The organism is Paenarthrobacter sp. AMU7 (assembly GCF_041200195.1).
Classification (GTDB): domain Bacteria; phylum Actinomycetota; class Actinomycetes; order Actinomycetales; family Micrococcaceae; genus Arthrobacter.
Genome location: NZ_CP165735.1, coordinates 2203954 through 2229318 on the forward strand (window position 1 = coordinate 2203954; position 25365 = coordinate 2229318).

Here is a 25365-nt window from a genome sequence, read left to right on the forward strand (position 1 = left end):
TATTTTAGGCACATAAGGTTCACGGCGCGTTCTGTCCTGCACCGCCGCCCACCGGCGCATCGCCGGAATGGATGCCGTTCGACAGCCATGACAGATCACCCGCATCGGTGTTGGTCGCGTAGACACTGGGCCTGTCAGCGCCGTAGCGCACGATCGATACGGAGGCGGGGCCCACGTTAATACGCTGGAACAGGTCAAGGTGCATGCCGAGCGCGTCCGCAAGGATCGACTTGATGATGTCACCGTGACTCACCGCCACCCAGGTTGCTCCCGGCCCATGCTCGGCTTCGAAGGCTGCATCGTGGCGTCTGATGGCTGCCACGGACCTGGCCTGCATCGCGGCCATGGATTCACCGCCGGGAAACACGACGGCGGATGGTTGTGTTTGCACCACCGGCCACAAATCCTCAGTTGCGAGATCACTGAGCATGCGGCCCTGCCACTGGCCGTAATCGCATTCGGTGATATCGATTTCGACTGGTGCATACGGCGTGCCGGCCTGGCGGTCGAGAATGAGCTGGGCGGTCTGCCGGCAGCGCTCGAGAGGACTCGACACTACCCCGACTACCGGCACTGCTGCGAGCCGGTCTGCCGTCAATGCCGCCTGTTCGCGCCCTACCTGGTCCAGGCTCACGCCCGCGGTCCGGCCGGCCAGCAGTCCAGTTGCATTGGCTGTGGTGCGGCCGTGCCGCACGAGAATAACTGTCGCCATCCACTCAGCCTAGTATCCCGCACGTCCCGGCGTGATCCGCGAATCGTTTATCCCGGTCTCAGGCCATCATCAGGGCCTCGACCTGCTCGGGCAGCAGCAGGCCTTCACTGACAGCGACGTCGACGACGCTCTGTCCGGACACGAGCGCCTTGTGGGCGATGTCGGCCGCAACGGCGTATCCCAGCACAGGGAGCAGTGCCGTGGCTTGTGCTGTGGAGGCCCGTGCCCTGGACCGCAGCAATGCTTCGTTCGCTTCGATGCCCTCGACGCATAGGTCCCGCAGAACATCCGTGCTGTTGGTCAGCCAGTTCATTGATTGCAGCAGGGAGTGGGCGATGACCGGTTCAAAGGCGTTCAGTTGTAGCTGTCCGTTGTCGGCAGCCATGGTGACAGTGAGATCGGCCCCGGCAACGAAGAACGCAACCTGGTTGACGACCTCCGGAATCACCGGGTTGACCTTGCCGGGCATGATCGAGGAGCCCGCTTGGCGCGGGGGCAACCGGATTTCGGCGAGCCCTGTTTGGGGTCCGCTGGAGAGCAGCCGAAGGTCGCTGCAGATCTTGGAGAGCTTGATGGCAGTGCGTTTGAGCGCTCCGGAGAACGTCATGAACGCGCCGGTGTCCCAGGTTGCTTCAACAAAGTCGTGGGCACGGTCCAGTTTGACCCCGCTCACCACCGAGAGCTTGTCAATGACGCGCTCCACATACCGCGGGTCCGCGGTGATGCCGGTACCGATGGCCGTTGCACCCAGACTGCATTCCCGCAACAGCGCGGCTGCCTCGCGCAGACGCCGTTGGTCTTCCTCCAGAGTTACCGCGAACGCGGTGAATTCCTGGCCGAGGGTCATGGGAACTGCATCCTGAAGCTGCGTGCGACCAATTTTCGGGATGGCCGCGAAGGCCCGGCCCCGTTCGGCGAATGATTCTGACAACAGGGCCAGGCGCTCCAGGAGGTCCTCCAACGCGAACACGAGGGCCAACCGCACCGCTGTCGGATAGACGTCGTTGGTGGACTGGCACTTGTTGACGTGCCCGATCGGGTCCACCACATCGTAGGAGCCGCGGGGGTGGCCCAAGGCCTCCAGGGCGAGGTTGGCGATGACCTCGTTGGCGTTCATGTTGGTCGATGTCCCGGCGCCACCTTGGATGACGTCGACGGGAAAGGCATGGTCAACGTCACCGGCGGCCATTGTGTCGCAGGCTTCAGCGATGGCCTTGCCGACTTCCGACGGAATCAAGCCCAGCTCGGCGTTGGTCAGGGCTGCAGCCTTCTTCACGAATGCGAGTGACCGGACGAGGTGCCGGTGGGTTCCCAACTGGATGCCGCTGATCGGGAAATTGAGGATCGCCCGTTCAGTGTGGATGCCCCACAAAGCGGATTTTGGGACAGCCAAAGAACCCAGGCTGTCGTGCTCAATTCTTACTCCTGTGTTCATGAGGTGATCGCAATGACTTTGGGCTGGGTCATTTCCTCGTAGGCGAAGTGGACGCCTTCCCGGCCCATGCTGCCGTACTTGGAACCGCCGAACGGCATCGCATCATGTCGGTAGTCGGAGGAGTCATTGATCATCACGCCGCCTGCGTCGATCGCCTTGGCGGTGGCCAGGGCCCGACCCAGGTCCTTGGTGAAAACCCCTGCCTGGAGGGCGTATTCGCTGTCGTTGGCCAGTGCGATGGCTTCCTCGGCGGTGTCGAACGGTTCGACGAGGACGACCGGGGCGAAGAGTTCCTCGCTCCAGGCTTCGCAGCTGCGGGGGACTCCTGTGAGAACAGCGGGTGTGAGGACCGGCCCGTTCAGGGTCCCTCCCGTCAGCAGTCGCGCCCCGGCGGCTACGGCCTCCTCGATCTTCCGTTTCGCTTCGGCGGCGGAGGCGCTGCTGATCATGGGCCCGACGTCGGTGTGTTCGTTGCTCGGGTCGCCGGTCTTAAGTGCCGCGGTTTGGGCGACGAAGGCATCAAGGAACGTGTCGAAGACCGATCGTTGGACAAGGATCCGCTGGGCGCCGATGCAGTTCTGCCCGGCGGCCCAGAAGGAGCCGGACACGCTGGCTTCGACGGCGGCTGGGATGTCGGCGTCGTCGAAGACGATGACGGGTGCGTTGCCGCCAAGTTCCATGGACAGGCGCTTGATTCCGGCATTCGCGGCGATGGCCCGGCCGGTGGCGAATCCTCCGGTGAAGGAGACCATGCGGACCAGTTTGGAGGAGATGATGGTTTGCGCGACCGTGCGGTCACCCAGAACAACGGTGACGAAGTCTGAGGGCAGTCCGGCCTCGCGAAGCAGGTCCACGAGGAGGATGGCCGTCAACGGTGTCAGCTGCGATGGCTTCAGGATGACGGTGTTCCCTCCGGCGATTGCCGGACCGAGCTTGTGGGCCACCAAGTTCAACGCGTCGTTGTAGGGCGTAATCGCTGCGATGAGCCCCAGTGGTTCACGGGTGAACCATCCCTGGCGGTTCTCAGAACCGGCGAACGAGTCGAACGGAACGACTTCACCAACATTCCGGCGCGTTTCCGCAGCGGAGAGCTTAAGGGTGTTCACCGCACGGGAAACCTCTTTGCGGGCCTGCTTGATGGTTTTCCCGGCTTCGGCAACAATCAGTTCGGCGACCTTCTGCGACCGCTGCTGCAACAGGTCCGCGGCGGTGTCCAGAATCCTGCCACGCTCGTGGCGCGGCAGGGCTGCAGCTGCCGGAGCGGACGCAGCGGCACGGATGAGCTCGACACGTACATCCGCCTCACTGCACTGGGGCAGGGTAGCCAGAACGGTACCGTCAAACTTGTTGCGAACCACCAGATCGTTGGTTGTGGCTTCGCTCTTGGCCTCGGCGATGGCTGTTTCAGGCACGGACGGCTCCTTTGGCGAATTCGTCAACGGCGATGATGTCGGAAATGAGGGCGTAGGCGGTCTCGACGCGTCCGGCTCCCGGACCGGAAACGGTGACGGCCCCGAGCAGGTCGGTGGTGAAGGAGACGGCGTTGGTGGCACCGGAAATCCCGGCCAGCGGGTGGTCCGCCGGAAGGGCGATCGGCTGGACGGAAGCAGTGATGCTGCCATCGCTCTCGCGGCGGGCTTCACCGATCAGCTTCCACCGGAAACCGCTTGCCAAGGCCTGGGCGACGTCATCACTCTTGATGTCCTGGATACCGGTGGTTTCCACGTCATTGGGGTGGATGGTGGCACCGAGCAGTTCGTTGGCCAGGATGGCGACCTTGAGCCGGACGTCGGAGCCTCCGATGTCGGCGGTCGGATCCGCTTCGGCGTATCCGAGATCCTGGGCCTCTGAGATGGCCTCGTCCAAGCGCAGGCCGGCTTCCATACGCCCCAGGAGGTAGTTGCTGGTTCCATTCAAGATTCCCTGCACGGCGTTCAGCTCCAGACCTCCGAGCATCTTGTGCGCCAAACGGATCACGGGCGTGCCGCTCATGACAGCGCCTTCATACTCAAAGCGAACGCCGTTGTTGGCGGCGAGCTTGGACAATTGAGTGCCTTGCAAGGCCACCGGCCCCTTGTTGGTGGTCACCACGTGCTTGCCCGATTCGATGGCCCATTTCACGTGCGAAACGGCCGGTTCCCCGTCAAGGGGGCTGGTGAAGGTGGCTTCGACCACGATGTCGGCGGGGCTGTTCTTGATGACGTCTTCGTTGCGGGGGTCGGAGCTGCCGCCCGGGAGTCCGTCGAACGAAGATCCGCGAGGCATGGCGAGGACCGAGGTCAGATCGATGCCATCGCCTTGGACGAGCGAGCCAAACGCGAGGTCGGTAATGGCCACAACGCGGAGCTCGAACCCGAGGGAAGCGAAGCGCTGCGGTTCGTCACGGATCAGTTCGGCCAAGGCGCGGTTCACGCCTCCGAAACCAATCAGGGCCAGGTTGTAAGTAGTCACGTTGATCTCCTTGGGTAGGGCGGTGATGCTGTCCTCCAAGCTTCAGTCCGCGGAGTGTCAGTTACTTATGGGCGAATCGCCCGCCGAAGATGCCGAAACGCCCAAATGCGGGCAGTTTGATCCGTGGCCGCTTCATATCGCGAGGACTACAGTGGATGTATGGCTGCAAGCCGCAATCCGCTCGATGAGCTGAGGGAAACGATTGGCCATCTGGCCAATCAGCTCAAGCTGCCAGGGTCGGAACGCGTTGACGACCTGGTGGGCGATTTCATCGGTGCGCGGCCCGGTCCCGCCCGGCCGCTGTCCGAAGTGCAGGCCGAGCTCGATGCGCTGGTCGGGCTGGAGACCGTAAAGGAACAGGTCAGGGCCTTGGTGGCATTGCTCCAGGTCCAGGCCCGTCGCAAAGCCCACGGACTGCCGGAGGTGGCCACATCCCAGCATCTTGTATTTCTCGGAAACCCGGGCACGGGCAAGACCACCGTGGCGCGCCTCCTGGCCGAAATGTACCGTGCGGTGGGCTTGCTCCAGAAAGGACACCTGGTCGAGGTGGACCGTTCCGGCCTGGTGGGTCAGTACGTTGGAGCAACTGCCATCAAGACGGACCGGGTAATCCGGCGGGCGTTGGACGGCGTCCTGTTCATCGATGAGGCCTATGCGCTTGCCCCGGAGGACGGCCGGATGGATTTCGGCCCCGAGGCGATCGAGGTCCTGCTCAAGCGGATGGAGGACCACCGCCACCGCTTGGTGGTGATCGTGGCCGGTTACCCGCGGCTCATGGAGTCTTTCTTGCTCTCCAACCCCGGGCTGCGGTCAAGGTTCGCCCGCGAGATCACCTTCCCCGATTACTCGGTAGACGAACTGGAGACGATATTCCAGCAGATGCTGGCCCAACATGAGTACACGCTGGAGCTAGGCGCGGGTCAGATGTTGCGCCGCATCCTCGCCGGGCTTCACGCAGGAGAAGACTCAGGGAACGCCCGCTTCGCCCGCACCTTGTTTGAGCAGTCACTGAATCGCCAGGCGCTGCGGCTGACGCGCGACGAAGAACCGGGCCTCGACGCACTTGATCGTGAAGCGGTCATCACGCTCACCGAGGATGACATCGTCGGGGCCGCTCTGGCTCTGGGCCAGGAGCCGCAGCCGGAAGCCATCCCGGAACCGGAGCCCTCACGCTGGTGGCGCTGGCTTGCCTGACCTGAATCAGGCCTTATCCTTCTGGCTATGATCGCTTCCGGGCCGGTGGCCGGAGCTCGCAGCACGGACATCGCCTTCTTTGTGTGCGTCCTTTTTCTTGCCGAACGGCAGCACTTTGAGAAGCGGGTGCAGGATTACCATGATCACCAGGCCCCAGATGGCGCCGAGAATGGCTGAGCACAGCGTGTTGACCAGCCATGCGAGGAAGCCACCCACAACGGGGATTCCGGCAAAGGGTGTCTCAAGGACATGAACAAGGTCGTACGGGCCGTGCCAGCCGAGGTCGTGTGCCCCCTGCAACATGATGTGGCCGCCAACCCAGAGCATGGCGATGGTCCCGATGAGGGTGATCGCGGCCAACACGGCGGGCATTCCCTTGACGAGAAGCCGGCCGAAGCGCTGTGAGCCCGCGGAGTCCTTGGTGGTCAGGTGCAGGCCGATGTCATCCATCTTGACGATCAGTCCTACCGCACCATAGACGATGACCGTAATGGCGATCGCTACGACGACGAGGATGAACGCCCGGGCCCAGAGGGACTCGGTGGCTACCTCGTTCATGGCGATCACCATGATTTCGCAGGACAGGATGAAGTCGGTGGTGATGGCTCCCTTGGTCACCTTGGCTTCGGCCTCAGGGCCGCGTTGGACAGCTGGTGCCTTCTCGGCATCATCAGCATGGCCGCGGAGCTTGTGCCAGACCTTTTCAGCGCCCTCGTAGCAGAGGTAGGAACCGCCCAGCATGAGGATGAACGGAATGATTCCCGGGATGAAGGCGCTGACGAGCAGCAGCGCCGGCAGGATGATCACCAGTTTGTTGCGCAGCGAGCCCCAGAAGATCTTTTTGATCATGGGCAGTTCGCGGGATGGGTCAGCCCCGGACACGTACTGCGGCGTTACGGCGGCGTCGTCGATCACTACGCCGGCAGCTTTGGCCCCAGCCTTGGCGGCTCCCGCTGCGATGTCGTCCACCGATGCGGCCGCGATGCGGGCCAGGGCAGCAATGTCATCCAACAGGGCGACGAGACCGCCGCTCACAGGGCTGCTCCGTCCTGGTCAAGGCCGGAAGGCTGGGCGTGGATAACTGGTACAAGGAGCATGAAGGGCATGCTCGGATTATACGTTGGCTGGTAAAACCAGGGATGGCCGTGACGCGCCTTAGCCCGGACATTGCCACCTGAAATATACCTATGCGCGGGTTTTGCCTGCCAGGCATCACCGGCGTGATCCACCTATGCTGGCTTCATGTCTACTGATGAAGAGAAGGATCCTCCCGTACCTGCTGACCTTGAGGGCAAAATGCCGAGAAAGGTCCACGACGCCTCCCGGCACGACGAAAAGGAAACAACCGAGGAAGAACCTGACGAAAGTTAGTTGGTCGGAGGCGCTCAAAGGAGTGTTGACAGACTCGAAGTAACGCGGGTAACCTAAGTCACATGCTCGCTTAGTAACGCGCGTTACCATCACGCATTACCAGGCAAGCGAACCAGACAAGGAAGGTCTGGCGCACGACTCAGAACACCGAACACCGGAGCATTCGATGGCGAAAAGCACCACCCCCGGCACTGCGGCCGTCCGGCAGCGCGGAGTCACCATGAAAGACGTCGCCAAACATGCCGGTGTTTCCCGGACGGCTGTTTCCTTTGTGCTGAGCAACCGCGAAAATGCCAGCATCTCAGAGGAAACCCGCACCCGGATCAATGACGCCGTGCAGGAATTGGGCTACCGCCCCAATGCCGGCGCCCGTGCGTTGGCATCACAGCGCAGTGACTGGTACGGGATCGTGACGGAGATCGTCACGGCACCCTTCGCCGTCGACATCATCAAAGGCGCGCAAGACCAAGCCTGGCTTGACCGCCGGTTCCTGCTCATCGCGCCATCCGACCAGGCCGATGCCGTAGGACCCAACCAGGGCCTGGAGGATGCTGCCATCGAAAAACTGTTGGAGCAACGAGTGGAAGGGCTTCTCTACGCAGCCACCTTCCACCGGGGCGTCCGGGTTCCAGAGAGCGCCAACGAAGTACCCACCGTCCTGATTAACTGCTACGACGCTGATGGAAAACTGCCCTCGATCGTCCCGGACGAACGTGGGGGAGGCAGAGTCGCCGTCGAACGTTTGCTCCAAGCCGGCCACTCGCGGATCGGAATCATTAACCTTGACCCGGTTATCCCTGCCGCAGTAGGCCGGTTGGAAGGTGCACGCGAAGCACTTTCCGCTGCCGGACTGGAGCTTGACCCGGACTTGGTGGTGTCCGGATACGCAACGGCGGACGGCGGTTACGACGCCGCATGCCGGATTCTGGACCGCTATCCACCGGAGGACAGGCCAACGGCCCTGTTTTGCCTCAATGACCGCATGGCGATGGGCGCTTATGACGCCATCAAGGAACGGGGACTGACCATCCCCGGGGACATTGCCGTGATCGGCTTCGACAACCAGGAACTCATTGCGGCCTACCTCAGGCCAAAACTGACCACGGTTGCGTTGCCATTCGAAAAAATGGGCGCCTTGGGTGTCCAAACGCTTGCCGCTCTTACAGCAGGACAGCCGATCCTTGCCGACCAGCAATTGGTCGACTGTCCGCTGCTAGAACGCTCTTCGGTCTGACCGCGAAATCAACCTCGAAGAGCAAACCCCTTACCCACCCCTTCACCTTGGACGATGAAGATAGGAAAGAGATAACCATCATGACACAACCCCGATTCAGGGCTGCCCGGATGACGGCGGCGAGCCTTGCAATAGGCGCTATGCTTCTCACCGGTTGCACCGCGAACGTTGCCAAGACCAACACGTCCGACGCCGGCGCGAACGCCGGCGCGTTCCTCACCATCCCGCGTGAAGACATGGGCACGTTCGTGCAGAACTTCAATCCGTTCGCCCCCACGGTGAACCCCATGGTTCAGCAATCCATCTACGAATCCCTCCTCATCTTCAACCCCGCCAAGGGTGACACGGTGCCGTGGCTCGCCACCGAGTGGAAGGCCGCCGAGGATGGCAAGTCCGTCACGTTCACCCTCCGTGATGGTGTGAAATGGTCCGACGGGCAGCCTTTCGTTGCAGACGACGTTGCCTATACGTTCGAACTTCAGAAGAAGATCAAGGGCGGCTTCGAGTACTTGGACACCGTCACCGCCGAGGGCAACAAGGTCACTTTCACCTTCAACAAGCCGTGGTCCCCGGCCCTTTACGACGTCGGCCACATCACCATCCTGCCCAAGCACATCTGGTCCGCTGTGCCGGACCCGGAAAAGGATGCCAACGCCAAGCCCGTGGGCACCGGACCATACACCGAGGTTGACAGTTTCCAGGCACAGTCCTTCGTGCTGAAAAAGAACCCCAACTACTGGCAGCCGGAAAAGCAGAAGATCGCCGGTATCAAGATGCTCGCCTTCGCAGGAAACGACGGCGCCAACCTTGCCGCAGCGAACGGCGACGTGGACTGGGCTCCCCAGTACATCCCCAACATCGAAAAGACCTTTGTCTCCAAGGACAAGGAACACCGTCAGTACTGGTTCCCGGCTACGGGTGCCATGATCAACTGGCAGCTCAACACCACCAAAGCGCCATTCAACGATGTTGATGTCCGCAAAGCACTGAGCATGGCAGTTGACCGCGGGCAAGTCACTAAAATCGGCATGAGCGGCTACGCCAAGCCGGCCGACTGCACCGGGCTGTCCGGCAACTACGAGACCTGGAAGAATACCCAGGTCAAGGACAACTGCACGTGGACCAACCACGATGTCCAGAAGGCCAACGAGCTGCTGGACAAAGCCGGCTACCCCAAGGGAGCTGACGGAAAGCGCACGCTGAAGGACGGCAAGCCTTTCGAATTCAAGATCTCCGTGGGTGCTACTTCGTCCGACTGGCTGTCCGTGGCCAACGTCATCTCGCAGAACCTTGCAGAAGTCGGCGTCACCACCAAGGTGGAGTCCCCGGACTGGGCCGCTGTGGTTGCCGGCTACGAGACCGGCGACTTCGACTCCGGCATTGTCTGGAGCGCCAACGACCCCAGCCCGTACAAGTACTTCAACACTTCCATGGGCACAAGCACCGTGAAGCCCGTGGGCACCAAGACGTTCGACAACTACCACCGGTTCGGCGACACCACGGCGGATGCCTTGCTCGCCGACTTCGCAGCGGAGGCCGATCTGTCCAAGCAGAAGGACATCGCCAACAAACTGCAGGAACAGTACAACGACGTCGCGCCGCTGGTGCCGCTGTTCTCCGGCCCTGAATGGGGTGCCTTCAACGACACCCGCTTCACCGGCTGGCCCACCGAGGCCAACCCATACGCCACTCTCTCGGTCCGGTCGCCTACCACGGTGCTGGTCCTGACCACGCTGGAACCGCGCAAGTAGTCCCCACCGCCGCCCTAACCTCGCTGCGCTTCGGCCAGGGAACCCGGGCGGCGTGGGCCCACCCACCGCCGCCCTCACCTCGCTGCGCTTCGGCCAGGGAACCCGGGCGGCGTGGGCCCACCCACCGCCGCCCTCACCTCGCTGCGCTTCGGCCAGGGAACCCGGGCGGCGTGGGCCCATCCACCGCTTGAGGCCCAGTCGGGCCTCACAGCGCACGCCCGGCGGTTCTACGCCGTTGACCCGGCCGACTCCGCCGGGCGTGCCTCCCATACTTTCCGCACTTCCCGAATGGAGGGAAACCGTGCGCTTCATCCTGCGCCGCCTGGGTTTCTACCTGATCGCCTTCTGGGCGTCCATCACCCTGAATTTCCTGCTTCCGCGGTTCATGCCCGGGGACCCCGTCTCCCGCATGTTCGCCCGTTCCCAAGACCGGATGCAGCCTGAACAGATCGAGGCCCTGCGCAAGCTGCTGGGTGTTGACGACCGGCCCCTCTGGGCGCAATACATCGATTACCTGCACAACATCTTCACCGGGCAGATGGGTGTTTCCATCTCCCGTTTCCCCACCCCGGTGACCGAGGTCATTTCGTCCCAGATCGGTTGGACACTCTTGCTGGGCGGTACCGCACTGGTCATTGCCGCCGTCGTAGGAAACCTGCTGGGCATCCTGGCCGCCTGGCGGCGCGGCGGAGCGATCGACTCCGCGCTTCCGCCGGTGCTGGTGTTCATCGGCTCCTTCCCGTACTTCTGGCTCGCCATGGGCGCTCTCTACCTGTTTGGCGTGGTGCTGGGTTGGTTCCCGATCCGCCACGCGTTCACGGACGGTTTGGAGCCGGCGTTTACTTGGGAATTCATCGGCGACGTCGGTGCGCACCTTGTGCTGCCGGCGCTGACCATTGTGTTGGTGTCCATCGGCGGCTGGATGCTCGGCATGCGGAACACCATGATTGCCACCAATTCCGAGGACTACATCACCATGGCCGAAGCCAAGGGACTCCGTCCGGGCCGCATCATGCTCCGCTACGCAGCACGCAATGCCATGCTTCCCTCCGTCACGAGCTTCGGCATGGGACTGGGATTCGTGGTGGGCGGCGCCCTGCTCACAGAGGTGGTGTTCGCCTATCCCGGCGTCGGCTACCAGCTCCTAAACGCTGTCCAAGGCCTCGACTATCCGCTCATGCAGGGCCTGTTCCTGACCATCACCGCCGCTGTTCTGCTTGCCAACTTCCTGGTGGACATCCTCTACGTCCGCCTCGACCCGCGCGTGCGCAGCAACTAGAGGGACCGATCATGACAACCGCACTTCTGAAGCAGCCAACTCCAACGCCGGTCCGCAAGCCGAACCGCAGCTTCGTCCACGGCCTGCTCACCAACAAGAAAGCCCTGACGGGCATGGCCGTGATGATCATCTTCATCGCCTTGGCCTTACTGGCACCGATCCTGTTCCCCGGCGATCCGTCGCGGATCACGGCCATGGCTTCAATGGAACCTTCAGCCGAGCACTGGCTGGGAACTACGGCCAAGGGACAGGATGTCCTCGCGCTGACCGTCCATGGTTCGCGGAGCTCACTGTTCGTGGGCCTGACAGTGGGCGTGGCATCCACTTTCATCGGTATCCTGGTGGGCCTTGCCTCGGCGTACTTCGGCAAATTCATTGACGAAGCACTGTCCCTGGTCACCAATGTCTTCCTGCTGCTGCCCGGCCTGCCGCTGTTGGTCATCCTGGCCGCGTTCCTTCCGCCGGGACTGGGGACCGTAATCCTTGTACTCGTGGTGACCGGATGGGCCGGTTCCGCCCGCGTGCTGAGATCGCAGGCGTTGTCCATCCGTTCCAAGGATTTTGTGGCTGCAGCCGTGGTGTCCGGCGAACGGGCCGGCCGGATCATGTTCCGCGAGATCCTGCCCAACATGGCCTCGATCGTCATGGGTACGCTCCTGGCTTGCGTCATCTACGGTATCGGCGCCCAAGCAGGCCTCGAGTTCCTGGGCCTGGGCGATGTCAGCACTGTCTCCTGGGGCAACAACCTCTTCTGGGCCGGCAACGAAGGTGCACTGCTCACCGGAAGCTGGTGGGTCTTTGTCCCCTCCGGCGTGTGCATCGCGCTGGTGGCTTTCGCCCTCGCCCTCATCAACTACGCCGTGGACGAGGTCACCAATCCGCGGCTTCGGAAGATCAAAACGCCTAAAACAACACCCACGAACACTGAAAGGAGCGCCGCCAAATGACCATCTCCCAAGTTTCTTTCGGCTCCCGCCAACCGGTCCTTGACGTCAAGGACCTCACCGTCAAGTACATCGGTGACACCCGCTCCACCACCGCCGTCAACCGCGTCTCCTTCAGCATCGGCACCGGTGAGGTATTCGGCCTTGCGGGGGAGTCCGGCTGTGGGAAGTCCACCATTGCCAACTCCATCATGAGGCTCCTGAAGGATCCCGCAAAGATCGCAGGCGGAAGCATCTCCTTTGGCGGCAAGGACGTCCTGGCCATGAGCCCGGAAGAGCTGCGGCGCTTTCGGTGGCAGGACGTTGCAATGGTGTTCCAGTCAGCCATGAACTCGCTCAACCCGGTGCTGACCATCGGAGAACAGATCGTGGACATCTTCACCACCCACGCCGGTTACTCCCGTAAAGAGTCGATGAGGCGTGCCGGTGAGTTGCTGGAACTTGTAAGGATCGATCCCGCACGGCTGAAGTCCTATCCGCACCAACTCTCCGGCGGTATGCGTCAACGTGCCGTTATTGCCATGGCCGTTGCGCTCAAGCCATCACTGTTGATCCTCGACGAACCCACCACCGCGCTGGACGTGGTGGTGCAGCAGGAAATCATGGCCCAGATCAAGGAGCTTCAGCGCGAACTCGGCTTCTCCGTCCTTTTCATCACGCACGACATGTCCCTGATGGTGGAACTCTCGCACCGGATGGCCGTGATGTACGGAGGCCGGATCGTGGAAACCGCCAAAGCCCAGGACGTCTACGCCACCCCCCGCCATCCGTACACCCAGGCGCTGATGGGCGCATTCCCGCCGCTCACCGGTCCACGCGTTCCGCTGACGGGATTGCCCGACGGTGTGAAGTTCCGTAACATCCCGGACCTCGCCGAGGTGACACCCGGCCATTTTGTGGCTCCGTTCGGTGGCGACGCCCCGGTGGTTGATTCAGCAAACCTGGAAGGAGCCGCACGATGAGCCACTCCCTGATGAGCCCATCGGCCGTGTCCACTACCGGCACCCCCGCCCTTGAGATTCGAGGCTTGGGAAAGACCTTCCCGATGGGCGGCTTGTTCTCCCGCGGGTCCGTCCGCGCTCTGCATGGGGTTGATCTGACCATCCACCAAGGCGAAATCGTGGCCCTCGTGGGGGAGTCCGGTTCCGGGAAGAGCACCCTGGCCCGCTGTGTCGCCCGTCTGGAAAAGCCGAGCTCCGGGGAGATTCTCATTGACGGCGTCGATGTTCTGAAGCGGGATCGTTTCCAGGCGTCGCGGGCGTTTCGGTCCCAGCTGCAGATGGTGTTCCAGGATCCTTTTGGCTCCTTGAACCCGGCGCACAGGATCGAGCATTTCCTGGGGCGCTCCCTGGCGATCCACGGGAAGAATGGTGGTTCCCAGGAGGAGACCCAGCGGCGGCTTGAGGAGCTCATGACCACTGTTGGCCTGGAGGCCGACATGCTGAACTCGTATCCGCACGAGCTCTCCGGCGGTCAGCGCCAACGCGTTGCGATAGCCAGGGCGCTCGCCGTTGAACCGCAGGTCATCCTGGCCGATGAGCCTACCTCCATGCTGGACGTTTCCGTACGGATCGGCGTTCTGAACCTCATGCGCAAGCTCCGTGACCAGCAAGGCATCTCCATGCTCTACATCACCCACGACCTCGCCTCCGCCCGGTACCTGGCGGACCGGACCGCGGTCATGTTCGCCGGTGAACTGGTGGAGGAAGGGGAGTCCCTGGACCTGTTGGCCAACCCCGCGCATCCGTACACGCAACTCCTGGTGTCGGCTGTCCCGGATCCCGCCCGGGCAGGCTCGTACGATCCCGTCCGTAGAGCCGAATTGCGGCAGGCGGTCATGGCTTCCACACACTGCGCTTTCGGCGGCGACCCGGACCAGGCGTGCTCGGACAAAGCACCCGTCCGTCATCAGGTGGGGGACCCCGAAAACCGTCACTGGGTCCGCTGCCACCTGCACCGCCCATGGGCCGCTGCCGGCGGCCATGCCCTGGCGAGTGAACCACTCCACCCCGGCCACCCGGCGTCGAACGCTCAAGAAGAGGCTTCCGCATGACTGAACTGACCCATCCGCTCGCCACCGTTCCGCAGGATGAGTTGGTGGCCCGCGCCGAAGCCGATCCCCTGAGGCCGCGCTTCCACTTTGTCTCACCGGCCGGTTGGCTCAACGACCCCAACGGTGTCAGTCACTGGGACGGCACCTACCACCTCTTCTATCAGTACAACCCCGAGGGCGCTTTCCACCACCGCATCCAGTGGGGCCACGCCACCAGCACCGACCTGGTCACGTGGATTGACCAGCCTGTTGCTTTGGAACCCTCCGAGGGACCTGACGCCGAGGGCTGCTGGTCCGGGGTGTTGGTTAACGACGGCGGCACGCCCACCTTGGTGTATTCGGGCCGCGCAGAGGGCAAGGAGTTGCCGTGCGTCGCTGTAGGAACCCCTGACCTGCTGAGCTGGACCAAGGACCCCGGGAACCCTGTTATCGGTGCCCCACCTGCCGGCGTTGACATCACGGCCTACCGCGATCATTGCGTATGGCGCGAGGGAAGCACATGGCGCCAGCTGGTGGGTTCAGGAATTCGACACCTCGGCGGCACGGCGTTCCTCTATGAGTCTTCGGACCTGCGGTCTTGGGACTACCTGGGCCCGCTGATGATCGGGGATGCCTCGCAGGGCGATCCCGCCGACACTGACTGGACCGGGACGATGTGGGAATGCGTTGACCTGTTCCGGGCAGGGCAGGGATCGTTGGGGTCTGCGCCCGCTGACGGCTCGCCGGATGTGCTGGTCTTCTCCGCGTGGGACGACGGCGAAACCCGCCACCCGCTGTATTGGACCGGCCGCTACGGCGGCGATACGTTCGAGCCGGATACGCTGCACCGATTGGACTTCGGAGGGCGGTTCTTCTATGCACCGCAATCGTTCCAGGATGAGTCCGGCCGGCGTGTCATGTTCGGCTGGATGCAGGAAGGGCGAAGCGATGCCGCCATGGTGGAAGCGGGCTGGTCGGGCGTCATGAGCTTGCCGCGCGTCGCCACGTTGGCGCACGACGGAACCCTGGAGTTCGCACCGGTTCCCGAAGTAGAGAAGCTGCGCAGAAGCCTCTTCAGCGTCCCCGGCCACGTGATGGTGGGGGCGGGTACGTCCGTGGAGACCGGCGTGTCCGGTAACCAGCTGGACCTTGAACTGGATGTGCAACTTGCACCCGGGGCAGAGGTCCGGCTCGGAGTGCTGGCGTCGTCGGACGGGGCCGAGGAGACAGTGATCGTGCTGGACCGGGCCGCTGATGGGACCCCCGGCGGCACCCTTCGCCTGGACCGTACGCGCAGCAGCCTCGACCCCACCATCGATGCGGAAGACAAATCCGGGCCCCTGCCGATGACGGACGGCCGGGTGCGCCTGCGCGTGTTGGTGGACCGGTCCGCCGTCGAAATTTTCGCCAACGGCAAGCCGCTCACGGCCCGCGTCTACCCGACCCTGGGCGGCGAGCGCGTGACGCTGGCAGCGACTGAAGGGTCGGTGCGGCTCCTCTCCTTTGATGCCTGGACGATGGCCGGGATCTTTGACAGCGCCCGCAACCTCATCCCGAAAGGACTGTGAACCCGTGGAAATGTCATCACCGGTTACCCGCCGTGGATTACTGACGGGCGCCGGCGCGGTTGCGCTGGGCGGGTCCCTGGCGCTGTCCACCCCTGCAGAGCCCGCCATGGCGGCGGGTGGCCCAGCCTCGAAAGGATCATCGCGGATGCGCCCGGTCTATCACTTCAGCGTGCCTGACAACTGGAAGAACGATCCCCAGCGACCCATCTACCTCGATGGGGAGTACCACTACTACTACTTGTATAACGCTGACTACATCAACGGCGGTGGTGGCACGTCATGGCGCCGTGCCACCACCACTGATCACGTCGCGTTCAGGGACCGCGGGGTCGCGGTGCCGAAGTTCAGCAATTCCAACGGCGACTGTTGGTCCGGATGCCTGGTGGTTGATGAGCGGAATACTGCGGGTTACGGGGCGGGTACGGTGGTGGCACTCGTCACCCAGGCGCCGGAGGGCCGGCAGGCACAGTACCTCTGGTACTCCACAGACAGGGGCCGGTCCTTCATATCAGGTGGCCAGGCTCCGGTTTTGCCCAACCCGGGGGTTCACGATTTCCGCGATCCCAAGGTGATCTGGGACGAGGACCGCAACCGGTGGTTCATGGCCAACGCGGAGGGGCAAAAGCTGGGTTTCTACACGTCCCCGGATCTGCGCTCCTGGACGCGGGTTGGCGAGTTTCTGCGCAGCGATTTGGGGCTGCTGGAGTGCCCCGACCTCTTTAGGATGACCGCCGACGACGGCACCCGGCACTGGGTGCTGGGCACCAGTGCAAACGGCAAGGGCCGCGGACTGCCGGCAACCTATGCCTACTGGACTGGAGCTTTTGACGGCAGCTCCTTTGCTCCAGACCATCCTGAGCCGGAATGGCTCGATTACGGCTTCGACTTTTATGGTGCAGTAACATATCCGCATCACGACGCGTCGGGGGTGGAGGACCCAACCCTCCGCCGGGCGATTGGTTGGGCAAATTTCTGGGACTACCCCCACAACACGCCAACCCTTGCCACTGACGGCTACAACGGCGATGACATGATCGTCCGGGATATCCGGCTCAAGCGTGGCAATGGCGCCTATTATCTCGCCTCCGCCCCCACCTCTGCGCTGGGTGACCACGTAACGCGAACACACCGCGTGGGTGACGTGGCGGTTGCGGGTACACATGACCTGGAGATTCGCTCGACCGCTTACGACCTCACGTGCGAACTGGTGTGGGATCCGGCTGCGCCGCCCGCCAATCTCGGGTTGGAGGTCTGCCGAGCACCCGGTGGCGGCAGGCACGTGGCCGCGGGGGTCTTCCTGGGTGGCCCGTTCACGTACGTCAATCGCCGCCCCACGATCAACCCGACAGCCGGCGAAACGCAAACGCCGGTGGACCCTGCCACAGGCCGCCTCACGCTGCGGATCCTGGTGGATCGAACCAGTGTGGAAGTGTTCGTTGGAGATGGGCGCGTGGTGCACTCGCACCGGGTGTTCCCCCTTGAAGGCGACGACGGCATCCGTCTTTACGCCCATGAAGGCACGGCGACGTTCCGGGATATGACCATCAGGGAACTCAAGGTCACGCCGTAGCACTGGAGGGCGTGGGGGAATAACTACTGAGAGCACTCAGTTATGAGTGAAGTCAATAAGTGGTTTCCCATCAGGGATCAGTATTCCCCCACAGCCCAGCCCATCAGGAAGAAGTCCCCATCATGCCTTCACTGAACACGTCCGTCTTGACTGATGCAGTTGTCCTCGTCACTGGAGCCAACGGTGGCATTGGCACCCACTTTGTCCACGAGGCTTTGGCCCGCGGTGCGAGCAAGGTTTATGCCACGGCGCGGAATCCGCGCACGTGGGGCGATGATCGCATCGTCCCGCTCACCTTGGATGTCACGGATCCGGCATCCGTTCGGGCGGCCGTCGAGGCTGCGCAGGACACAACAGTCCTCATCAACAATGCCGGTGCCAGCACACCGACGCCTGGCATCCTCAGCCACACGGATGAGGAGATCCGGCACAACGTGGAGACCAATTTCCTTGGGCCGTTGTTCCTGGCCAGGGCCTTCGCTCCGGTCTTGTCCGCCAAGGAGGAGTCGGTGCTCATTGACATTCATTCCGCCCTGAGCTGGTATGCGGTGGCAGGGATCTACAGCGCCACGAAGGCGGCCCTGTGGTCGGCCACGAACTCCCTGCGCCTTGAACTCGCCGCCGGGAACGTGCATGTCGTGGGGGTCCATGTTGGCTACGTTGACACCCCCATGGCCGCGCACTCCACCGAGCCGAAAACCGCCCCCGCGGACCTCGTGGCAACCGTCTTCGACGCCGTCCAGGCCGGCGAGTATGAAGTCCTCGCGGATGAGACGTCCGTGAACCTCAAGGCCGGACTTAGTGCCCCTGTGGAAGCCATCTACCCACAGCTGAAGCGCGTCAGCGCCTGAAACCAAAGGCAGGGACACCTCAGTGGTGGCCCTGCCTTTGGTGCGTATGGTGCCGGTCCCTGCGCCCGAGGTTCGGGCTTCCTGTTGCGACGGTGTGCAGGTACGGTTCCCTACGCTTGCCGAACCTGTACTTCGGCGGTCAGTGGGGTCCAGAACTTACATGATCCCGGTGGGGACCAGCAGTGCCCAGGCCAGTGCGGGTGCTACGAGGACCACGCCGCCGGCGTACACCATCAGTTGCTTGTAGACACGCTGGCGATCGTCTTCGCGGGCATTGGCGACAACCAGTGCGCCGTCGGTGGAGAACGGGGATACATCCACGACGGTCGCGGCGATAGCCAGTGCTGCCACGGTGCCCGAGGCGCTCAGTGAACTGGTTGCAAGCAACGGTCCCGCCAAGGGGATGAAAGCCGTGAGCAGGGCGGTGGAGGATGCAAAGGCCGAGCCGACGCCGATGACGTAGCAAAGAACCAGTGCAATGAGGAGCGGGGCTCCGAGTGCCAGTGCCTGCTCGGCGAGCGTATCGATGACGCCTACGTGCTGCAGCAGGGATACGTAAGTGATCATGCCGGCGACCAGGAGCACGGTGGACCAGGAGACTCCGCCGATGAACGTCTGGTGTTCCTTGATGTTGACCAGCGCCAAGAGCAGTCCTGCGGAGAGTGCCACGAAGCCGATAGGCATGTGGAAGCCCAAGGCGCAGACAAGCATTGCGACGATCAGTGCCAGCGTGAGGATCTGCTGGCCGTGTGGCCGGGCGGTATGCGTGGTGTCCAGGTCAGCGAGCTGGCCTGTGGCGCCGTCGCGGATCTTGCCCAGGAGGGCAAACAGCACCACTGTCAAAACTGACAGGATGAGGTTCAGCGCAAAGCTTGCGGCGAAGAGTGAGCTCTGCGAGATGGGGAAGCCGTTCTTCACTGCGATGTCGTGGACCAGAACACCCGCCACTGACAGCGGTGAGAATCCACCTGCATGTGCTCCGTTGATGATGAAGGCACCCATGAGGACGGGGTGGATGCGTGATTCATAGGCCAGTCCTATGGCGGCAGGGGCAAGAAGGGCGACGGCGGCAGGGGAGAAGGTGCCAAGGGCTGTCAGCGATGCTGCCAGGAGAAAGAACACCCAAGGCAGGAGCATGGTCTTGCCGCGAACCAGCCGGACACACGTCTGGACGATGATGTCGATGGTCCCATTCCGTTGGGCCATGCTGAAGAAGTACGTGACACCGACGATGGTGATGACGATGTTGGCAGGGAAGTCCGCCAGGATTTCCTTGTCCGTCATGCCCAGCATGAAGTAGCCAACGCCGAAGGATGCTACCAGTCCCATAACCCCGATGTTCAGCGGCCATTTCGTGGCGACGACGAACATCACCACGAGGATGACCAGCGGGATGATCTGGATGGCAGTCATGGTCGGCTCCGATTCCGGGGTGGCCGCCGGGTTGAAGATGGCGCCCCCGAACAGGATGGCAACCAGGCCCAGGATCACGGAAGCGGCAACCGTTACCAGCAGGATACGGCGACGGCGGTTGGGACTGCCGGAATTCTGATCCCGGGTTTCGCTCTCCGATTCGGGAGCTGGTTGGTAAGTAACTTTAGCCATGGTGGTGTCTCCTCATTGAGTGGCTGATGCCAGCGGGGCTTCGACGGCACTGCCGAGAGCCTCCGGGACGTGAATGATGCTGGTGGCGATGGTGCGGGCGGTCCGGTCGACGCCCACCAGGAGGGAACCGTCCCGGTGTTCGGTCCAGGTTTCAATCACGCCGGCCGGCGTGCGGAGTTTTAGCGTGGGGCGGGAAGGGATACCGGTAATGTGGTTCAGCACTGTTCCCGGGGTGCGGGCGGCCAGTGTCAAAGCGATGCTTCCCGTGATGGCCAACGCCGGATGCGGTTTGCCCATGGAGAGCATCATGACGTTGACGTCGCCTTCCAGGTCCTCCCCGGTGGGTGCGCCCACGATCGCAAGCTTGGGGACGGCCCGCGCGGCTTGCGAAGGACTGGCCGCCAGGCCCATCCGGACAGCTGCGAGGCGTCGGATCATGTCCAAAGCATCCAGCTGCAGTTCGACGCCGGCACTCCAGGTTTCATAACGGGCAGTGTCCAGTCCCAACTCCTCGGCACGCACCATGACCACCGGCGCACCGGCGTCGACCATTGATACCGTCCACCGGGTGCCGTTTGCGACAATGACGTCCGTCGGCGCGCCGGTAGGAAGGAGCTTGCCGGTGGTTTTTCCTGCCGGATCACGGAAGCCAAGACCCACCCTGTAGCCAGGAAAAACGACGCCGGGCATGTCTGCATCAGGAATGATCGGCAGTGCGCCCTCGGGGGTCGAAACCCGTTGGATGATGATCTGGCCCGTATTGGTGTTGCGGGTGACGATGCGGGTGGAATCGCCGTCGGGCGAAACCCAGCCTTTTTCAATGGCGTAAAGCCCCACAACCGCGGAGCAATTCCCGCAGTTGCTTCCCCAGTCCACGGCTGCCTCTTCGATGCCTACCTGGGCGAAGGTGAATTCGACATCGACTTCATCGTCGTCGGGCCGACTGAGGATCATCGCCTTGCTGGTGGTGGAGGTGGCCCCGCCGACCCCATCGATCTGGCGGGAGTCCGGGCTTCCGAAGAGCCTGGGAAGCAGCTCGTTGACGTCGGTGCCGGCTTCTTCCAGATGAGCAGTTTCAAAGACCCAGCACTTGCTGGTGCCCCCGCGCATCCATTCCGCTTCTATCTTCATGGTGTTCCCTGCATCTCGGTGATGTTCTTCTTGTACGAGGATGATCGGGATCACAAATGAAGACAATGTTGGATATATGATGGGGGCTGAAGGGATGCTTAATTCACAAGGTTATCAGCGCACAATGACTGGATTCGGATACGCCAATGTCTGGAAAAGCTGGCTCTGTGGCAAGTCGGTCTCCCGTAAATACAGTGAATGAACCACTTGGACAGGAGCATGAACGCATGCTTAACGATGAAAACGCCGAACTATTCGATATCCGGCGGCTTGCGCTGCTGGTGGAAGTGGTCGAGCAGGGATCGATCACCGCTGCGGCCGACACCATGCTGTATACGCCATCGGCCGTTTCGCAGCAGTTGCGCAAGCTCGAGCAGGAAGTCGGACAGCCTCTCCTCAACCGCCGTTCGCGCGGCGTAGTCCCCACCGAGGCCGGCCAGATACTGGCAGGGCACGCCCGGAAAATTGTTGGGCAGATGCGGGCGGCCCGCGCGGACCTGGATCAGATCGCGGGGCTGCGCCGCGGGTCACTGACGGTTGGTACTTTTCCCACGTTGGCGGGATCGTTTCTCCCGCTTGTCATCCGGGCATTCAAGAAGCGTTACCCCGCCATTGGACTTTCTGTGCGCAGTGCCCGCTTCGACGAATTGGTCTCGGACCTTGAATCCGGGGTAACGGGACTGTGTCTGCTGTGGGATTACCCTTGGAACCGTTTCAGTGATGAGTCCATCCGCATCACTGAGGTCTTCCAGGAGAGCACGGTGATTCTCGTGGCCAAGGGGCACCCCTTGGCTGACCGTGAGGAAGTAAGTATGCGTGAACTCCGGAAGGAGTCATGGATAGTGCGCGCTGAAGCTCATCCGGTAGTGGAAGTGTTGCAGCGATCTGCCCACGATGCCGGTTTTGAACCAAACATCGGGTTCCTGGCCAACGACTACCAGGAGGCGCAGGCCATGGTCAGCGTGGGCATGGGCGTGGCAATGGTGCCTAAGACGGCTGTTGCACTCCAACATCCCGATGTCCGCGTCCTCAGTCTGGGCCCGGACGCCCCCTTACGGCGGGTACTTCTAGCCCAGCGCCAGGACAAGGTCTACGCCCCCGCCGAAGTGGCATTCCACTCCACGCTGGTGGAAATCGCCCGCGAACGGGGGCGCGACTACTTGTAATCAGTGGTCGGCGTCGGCATCAGCCTTCCGGGCGCTTTTCTCTGCGTCCTTCTCCGCACGCACTGCTTCTGCCTCGTGTTGCTCTTCTGCCTTTTCCTGGTGGATGACTTCAGCGAAGAGCTTTTCCATTTCCTTGGCCACGCCAGCGGCCGAGGCGGGGTTCTGGCCCGTAACCAAGCGGCCGTCCACCGCTACCTTCTCCTCGAAGACCCCTGCGGAGACGTGGCGGGCCCCCTGTTCCTCGAGCCGGTCCGCCAGGAAGAACGGGATGACCTTGTCTTTCCCCGCAGCCACTTCTTCGTCATTGGTGAACGCGGCTACGTCGCGGCCTTCAACCAGCCTGAACCCGTTGTCCAGTTCTACGTTCAACAGGCCGGCCGGCCCATGGCAGACGGCACCTACCAGACCGCCCGCGTTGTAGACGCTGGCCACCAGATTCTGCAGGCCTTCGCTGTCCGGGAAGTCCCACATGGTCCCATGGCCGCCCACGAGGTAGATGGCATCGTACTGTGCGGGGTCTACGACGTCGACGCGTGCGGTGTTGTACAGGCCGGCGCGCGTTGTCTCATCCTGGGTAAAGGCAACCTGGATGGGATCGTCCGTGTCCACTTCGTCGCGCGGAGGTTGGCCTCCTTTGATGGAAGCAAAATCGACGAAGTGGCCTGAGTCTTTGAAGACCTTCCAGGGATGTGCGGCCTCTGCCACGTTGTAGCCGGTCTTCTCTCCCGTGTCGCCGAGCTCGGAAACGCTGGTTAGTACCATGAGGATTTTCTTCATGAAGTGCTCCTTTCGTCCTCCTCCACCCTACGCCCCCATCAATTCCGGTCCTTTAGTAGGCTGAACGAGGATCCATGCGTCTGCTGTCGCATGCTGTAGTTGTTCCCTGGATCAGGAGAGTGAGTGCCATGCCCAAGACCGGCAAAAATGATCATGCACGGAAAAACGAGTTGCCATCGACGCTCCAGCGCTCGGATCAGAAGGCCCAGGACACGTTCGCCAAGACCTACGACTCGGCGATGGATTCCTATGACGGCGATGAGGGCAGGGCCGCCCGCACGGCTTTCGCGTCGCTGAAGCACAGCTACGAGAAGGTGGGCGACCATTGGGAACCCAAAGAAGAAAATGGACCTTCCGATGACCACGCGGCTGGAGGGGCCAGCTCGGATAAGCCCACTGCCGGCGGAGTGGACGCCAACGCTTCCAAGGAGCACCTCTACCGGCGGGCCCGCGAGCTGGACATCAAGGGCCGTTCAACCATGAACAAGGATGAGCTGGTCCAGGCACTGCAGAAAGCCAATGACGCGGCTACCCGGAAAGCCCGGGAAAGCTGAATCTGGGGCGCAGGATGCCGCAGCGGGCAAATGGTTGGGCTGGGTGATGTCAGGCACATTGTGACGCGTCTGCGAAGCGCCCTGTTTTTGCTGTTGCGCCGAGGTAAGGCTAACCTAAATAGTCTCCATTTCCCCATGCCCTCCCGTTCCGGGCATACATCGCAGGCGGTTCCCTTTGCGCAAACTCAGCCGTTCCACAGCAGCCCTTGGGGTCGCTGCACTTCTTTCCCTGACCGGTTGTGGTCTTAGCGGTGGACAGACAGGCGCCACCGGGAAAGTGGCCGATACCAACCAGCGCATCGTCGTGGATAACTTCCGGGCCCCCGTGGCCAACTGGGCCCTGGAGTCCGATGCCGCGTACATTCTGTCGTTGTCCGGCTGCCTGGAAACCCTGACCAAATATGATTCCGCCCAGGGCAAGGTGGTCCCGTTCCTGGCTACTGAGTGGAAGCAGGTCTCACCACTTGAGTGGGACTTCACCATCCGTGAAGGCGTGAAGTTCCAGGACGGTACCGATCTCACCGCAGAGACCGTCGCCGCTTCGCTGAACTCAGTCCTTAAGGCCAAGGTGCCTGCAAGGGCGTTCAGCCCGGGCATTGTCAGTGGAGTCCAGGCAACTGACGCCAAGACCGTTCGCGTCACCACGCCGGTGGAGAATCCGCTGGTGCCGTTCCGCTTGGCGAGCGTCAACACGGGCATCCTCGCGCCTGCCGCCTATACCGGTGCCACGGTGAATCCCTTCGGCCACTGCACGGGACCGTTCACCCCAGTGTCTGAGAAGGCGAAGCAGTCCCTGACCCTGGACCGCAACGAGAATTACTGGGGCGGAAAGGTGCAGTTGGCTGGCGCAGAAGTCCGCTTCATCACCAATGGCGCTACCAGGGCCGCGCAAGTGCAAACCGGCGAGGCCGACATTTCCTTGTCCATTCCAGCCTCCGCACTGTCCACGCTTGAGAGTGCACCCGAGGTGTCCGTCCTGAAGGCAGATTCACCCCGCACGGCCACCCTGTACATGAACAACGGCAGGGCACCCTTCAACAACGTGGATTTCCGCAAGGCACTCCGGTCCGCTCTGGACCTGGAAGCCCTGGCCGCCAGCGTCTACGAAGGCGCGGCGTTGCCTGCAGCTGGTCCCTTCGCGCCCTCCGAACCATGGGCATCCAGCGAAGCCAAGACTCCCAAGCAGAACCTGGACGAGGCGAAGAAGCTCCTGGCCGATGCCGGCTACACCGCGGACAGGCCGCTGGAGATCATCGCCATCGTGGAGCGGACGGAGTTCGCCGACGTAGCAACGGTGATTCAGGACAACCTCAAGGACATCGGTGTTCCAGTGACCATCCAGGCCAAGGAATACGCCTCGGCTGAACCGGACGTCTTGGCCGGCAACTATGACATGATCCTGAGCCAGCGCAACCGGCTGATTGACATTGCCGATCCGATTGGCTTCCTGACGGCCGACTACACCTGCAAGGGCACGTACAACCTGAGCCACTTCTGCAACGAAGAGTACGACGCACTCATCACAGAAGCTGCCCGGACCTCCACCACTGAGGAACGGTACAAGCTGTATGGCAAAGCCGGTCAACTCCTGAACGACCAAGCCGTGAACCTGTGGCTGGTCAATGAACAAGCCACGGACGCTGTCCGCAGCAACGTCCTGTCCTACGTCCAGGACCCGCTGTCCCGTTACGTCCTGACCGCGCAAACGGCCAAGGCCGGCTCCTGACAACGGGCTGGGAC

General features: G+C 62.5%; 22 protein-coding genes. 14 read left to right on the forward strand and 8 right to left on the reverse strand.

The annotated features are described in order from the left end of the window. Positions 1-19 precede the first annotated feature (19 nt). Genes ABQM86_RS10090 through ABQM86_RS10105 form a run of 4 tightly spaced genes read right to left on the reverse strand, consistent with a single transcriptional unit; the run spans position 20 to position 4598 of the window. Positions 20-712, reverse strand: a complete 693-nt coding sequence (locus tag ABQM86_RS10090; RefSeq protein WP_280627853.1) for a histidine phosphatase family protein — start codon at positions 710-712, stop codon at positions 20-22. Positions 713-770: 58 nt separating this feature from the next. After that, positions 771-2147, reverse strand: a complete 1377-nt coding sequence (locus ABQM86_RS10095; RefSeq protein ID WP_369746530.1) for an aspartate ammonia-lyase — start codon at positions 2145-2147, stop codon at positions 771-773. Continuing rightward, complete coding sequence (locus tag ABQM86_RS10100) at positions 2144-3559, reverse strand: aldehyde dehydrogenase family protein (protein ID WP_369746531.1); 1416 nt, start codon at positions 3557-3559, stop codon at positions 2144-2146. The genes ABQM86_RS10095 and ABQM86_RS10100 overlap by 4 nt, the downstream gene beginning before the upstream one ends. Beyond that, positions 3552-4598 carry a homoserine dehydrogenase gene (locus ABQM86_RS10105; protein WP_369746532.1) on the reverse strand — a complete coding sequence of 349 codons (1047 nt, stop codon included), beginning with the start codon at positions 4596-4598 and terminating at the stop codon, positions 3552-3554. The genes ABQM86_RS10100 and ABQM86_RS10105 overlap by 8 nt, the downstream gene beginning before the upstream one ends. A 159-nt stretch (positions 4599-4757) precedes the next feature. On the opposite strand from ABQM86_RS10105, the gene ABQM86_RS10110 reads away from it, so the two are divergent. Further along, a complete protein-coding gene (locus ABQM86_RS10110; protein WP_369746533.1) occupies positions 4758-5792 on the forward strand; it encodes an AAA family ATPase in 1035 nt (344 codons plus the stop codon). 6 nt (positions 5793-5798) lie between these two features. Here the strand turns inward: ABQM86_RS10110 and ABQM86_RS10115 are convergent, their stop codons facing one another. Continuing rightward, positions 5799-6827 (reverse strand): DUF808 domain-containing protein, encoded by a 1029-nt coding sequence (locus ABQM86_RS10115; protein ID WP_369746534.1) that lies wholly within the window; start codon positions 6825-6827, stop codon positions 5799-5801. A gap of 207 nt (positions 6828-7034) precedes the next feature. On the opposite strand from ABQM86_RS10115, the gene ABQM86_RS10120 reads away from it, so the two are divergent. From ABQM86_RS10120 to ABQM86_RS10165, 10 genes are all read left to right on the forward strand, one after another. After that, the gene (locus ABQM86_RS10120; RefSeq protein WP_280627858.1) at positions 7035-7163 is read left to right on the forward strand and encodes a hypothetical protein; all 129 of its coding nucleotides are present in this window, start codon (positions 7035-7037) and stop codon (positions 7161-7163) included. 166 nt (positions 7164-7329) lie between these two features. Further along, complete coding sequence (locus tag ABQM86_RS10125; protein WP_369746535.1) at positions 7330-8397, forward strand: LacI family DNA-binding transcriptional regulator; 1068 nt, start codon at positions 7330-7332, stop codon at positions 8395-8397. A gap of 80 nt (positions 8398-8477) precedes the next feature. Then, complete coding sequence (locus tag ABQM86_RS10130; protein WP_280627859.1) at positions 8478-10148, forward strand: ABC transporter substrate-binding protein; 1671 nt, start codon at positions 8478-8480, stop codon at positions 10146-10148. 301 nt (positions 10149-10449) lie between these two features. Next, complete coding sequence (locus ABQM86_RS10135; protein ID WP_207597335.1) at positions 10450-11427, forward strand: ABC transporter permease; 978 nt, start codon at positions 10450-10452, stop codon at positions 11425-11427. Positions 11428-11438: 11 nt separating this feature from the next. Continuing rightward, on the forward strand, positions 11439-12374 hold the full coding sequence (locus tag ABQM86_RS10140; protein ID WP_369746536.1) for an ABC transporter permease: 936 nt from the start codon (positions 11439-11441) through the stop codon (positions 12372-12374). Next, positions 12371-13333 carry an ABC transporter ATP-binding protein gene (locus ABQM86_RS10145; RefSeq protein ID WP_369746537.1) on the forward strand — a complete coding sequence of 321 codons (963 nt, stop codon included), beginning with the start codon at positions 12371-12373 and terminating at the stop codon, positions 13331-13333. Before ABQM86_RS10140 ends, ABQM86_RS10145 begins: the two co-directional genes overlap by 4 nt. Further along, a complete protein-coding gene (locus ABQM86_RS10150) occupies positions 13330-14424 on the forward strand; it encodes an ATP-binding cassette domain-containing protein (protein ID WP_369746538.1) in 1095 nt (364 codons plus the stop codon). The genes ABQM86_RS10145 and ABQM86_RS10150 overlap by 4 nt, the downstream gene beginning before the upstream one ends. After that, entirely contained in the window at positions 14421-15971 is a 1551-nt protein-coding gene (locus ABQM86_RS10155; protein WP_369746539.1) for a glycoside hydrolase family 32 protein, read from the forward strand. The genes ABQM86_RS10150 and ABQM86_RS10155 overlap by 4 nt, the downstream gene beginning before the upstream one ends. A gap of 145 nt (positions 15972-16116) precedes the next feature. After that, on the forward strand, positions 16117-17541 hold the full coding sequence (locus tag ABQM86_RS10160) for a glycoside hydrolase family 32 protein (RefSeq protein ID WP_348537389.1): 1425 nt from the start codon (positions 16117-16119) through the stop codon (positions 17539-17541). 122 nt (positions 17542-17663) lie between these two features. After that, positions 17664-18392: an SDR family oxidoreductase gene (locus ABQM86_RS10165; RefSeq protein WP_369746540.1), complete on the forward strand. Its 729-nt coding sequence runs from the start codon at positions 17664-17666 to the stop codon at positions 18390-18392. A gap of 156 nt (positions 18393-18548) precedes the next feature. Here the strand turns inward: ABQM86_RS10165 and ABQM86_RS10170 are convergent, their stop codons facing one another. Further along, a complete protein-coding gene (locus ABQM86_RS10170; protein ID WP_369746541.1) occupies positions 18549-19997 on the reverse strand; it encodes an SLC13 family permease in 1449 nt (482 codons plus the stop codon). Positions 19998-20009: 12 nt separating this feature from the next. Further along, positions 20010-21128, reverse strand: a complete 1119-nt coding sequence (locus ABQM86_RS10175; protein ID WP_207597342.1) for a PrpF domain-containing protein — start codon at positions 21126-21128, stop codon at positions 20010-20012. A gap of 227 nt (positions 21129-21355) precedes the next feature. Between ABQM86_RS10175 and ABQM86_RS10180 the strand changes: the two genes are divergently transcribed. After that, positions 21356-22294, forward strand: coding sequence for a LysR family transcriptional regulator (locus ABQM86_RS10180; RefSeq protein ID WP_280627864.1), 939 nt, complete (start codon positions 21356-21358; stop codon positions 22292-22294). On the opposite strand, the gene ABQM86_RS10185 is transcribed toward ABQM86_RS10180, so the two are convergent. Further along, the gene (locus tag ABQM86_RS10185; protein WP_207597344.1) at positions 22295-23071 is read right to left on the reverse strand and encodes a type 1 glutamine amidotransferase domain-containing protein; all 777 of its coding nucleotides are present in this window, start codon (positions 23069-23071) and stop codon (positions 22295-22297) included. A 128-nt stretch (positions 23072-23199) separates the two neighbouring features. Here ABQM86_RS10185 and ABQM86_RS10190 point away from each other — a divergent pair, with 128 nt between their 5' ends. Together ABQM86_RS10190 and ABQM86_RS10195 are read left to right on the forward strand one after the other, a co-directional pair. Further along, positions 23200-23625 carry a ChaB family protein gene (locus ABQM86_RS10190; RefSeq protein ID WP_207597345.1) on the forward strand — a complete coding sequence of 142 codons (426 nt, stop codon included), beginning with the start codon at positions 23200-23202 and terminating at the stop codon, positions 23623-23625. 175 nt (positions 23626-23800) lie between these two features. Beyond that, on the forward strand, positions 23801-25351 hold the full coding sequence (locus ABQM86_RS10195; protein WP_369746542.1) for an ABC transporter substrate-binding protein: 1551 nt from the start codon (positions 23801-23803) through the stop codon (positions 25349-25351). Positions 25352-25365: the final 14 nt, after the last annotated feature.